The following is a 266-nucleotide window of genomic DNA, read 5'->3' on the forward strand; positions in this document are numbered from 1 at the left end:
GAAGTAGTCAATAAAGTTTCCTCTTCAATTCTATCAGGGGTTCTGATTACTTCCGGCATTGTAACTATTATTGCAGCCCTTCTTGTCGGGCATCTCAGTGAAGTTATTGGAAGAAAGAAAACGTTTCTCATAATTGGAATTCTCAATATCATTGGGCTTCCATACTTTTTCCAAGCTTTAGCAAACGCTGATTCCGTACCGACTATTTATTTTAATGCGATGTGTCTTGTATTTTTAGGTAATTCTGCCTATGCACCAGTGTTGAT

Annotated in this window: 1 pseudogene; it reads left to right on the top strand. The window is 37.6% G+C overall.

From position 1 onward, the window contains the following. A pseudogene (locus tag RYX56_RS22905) lies at positions 1-266 on the top strand (MFS transporter); the annotation flags it as partial.

It is taken from the genome of Alkalihalophilus lindianensis, from assembly GCF_032843265.1.
In the GTDB taxonomy this organism is placed as follows: domain Bacteria; phylum Bacillota; class Bacilli; order Bacillales; family Bacillaceae_D; genus Alkalihalophilus; species Alkalihalophilus lindianensis.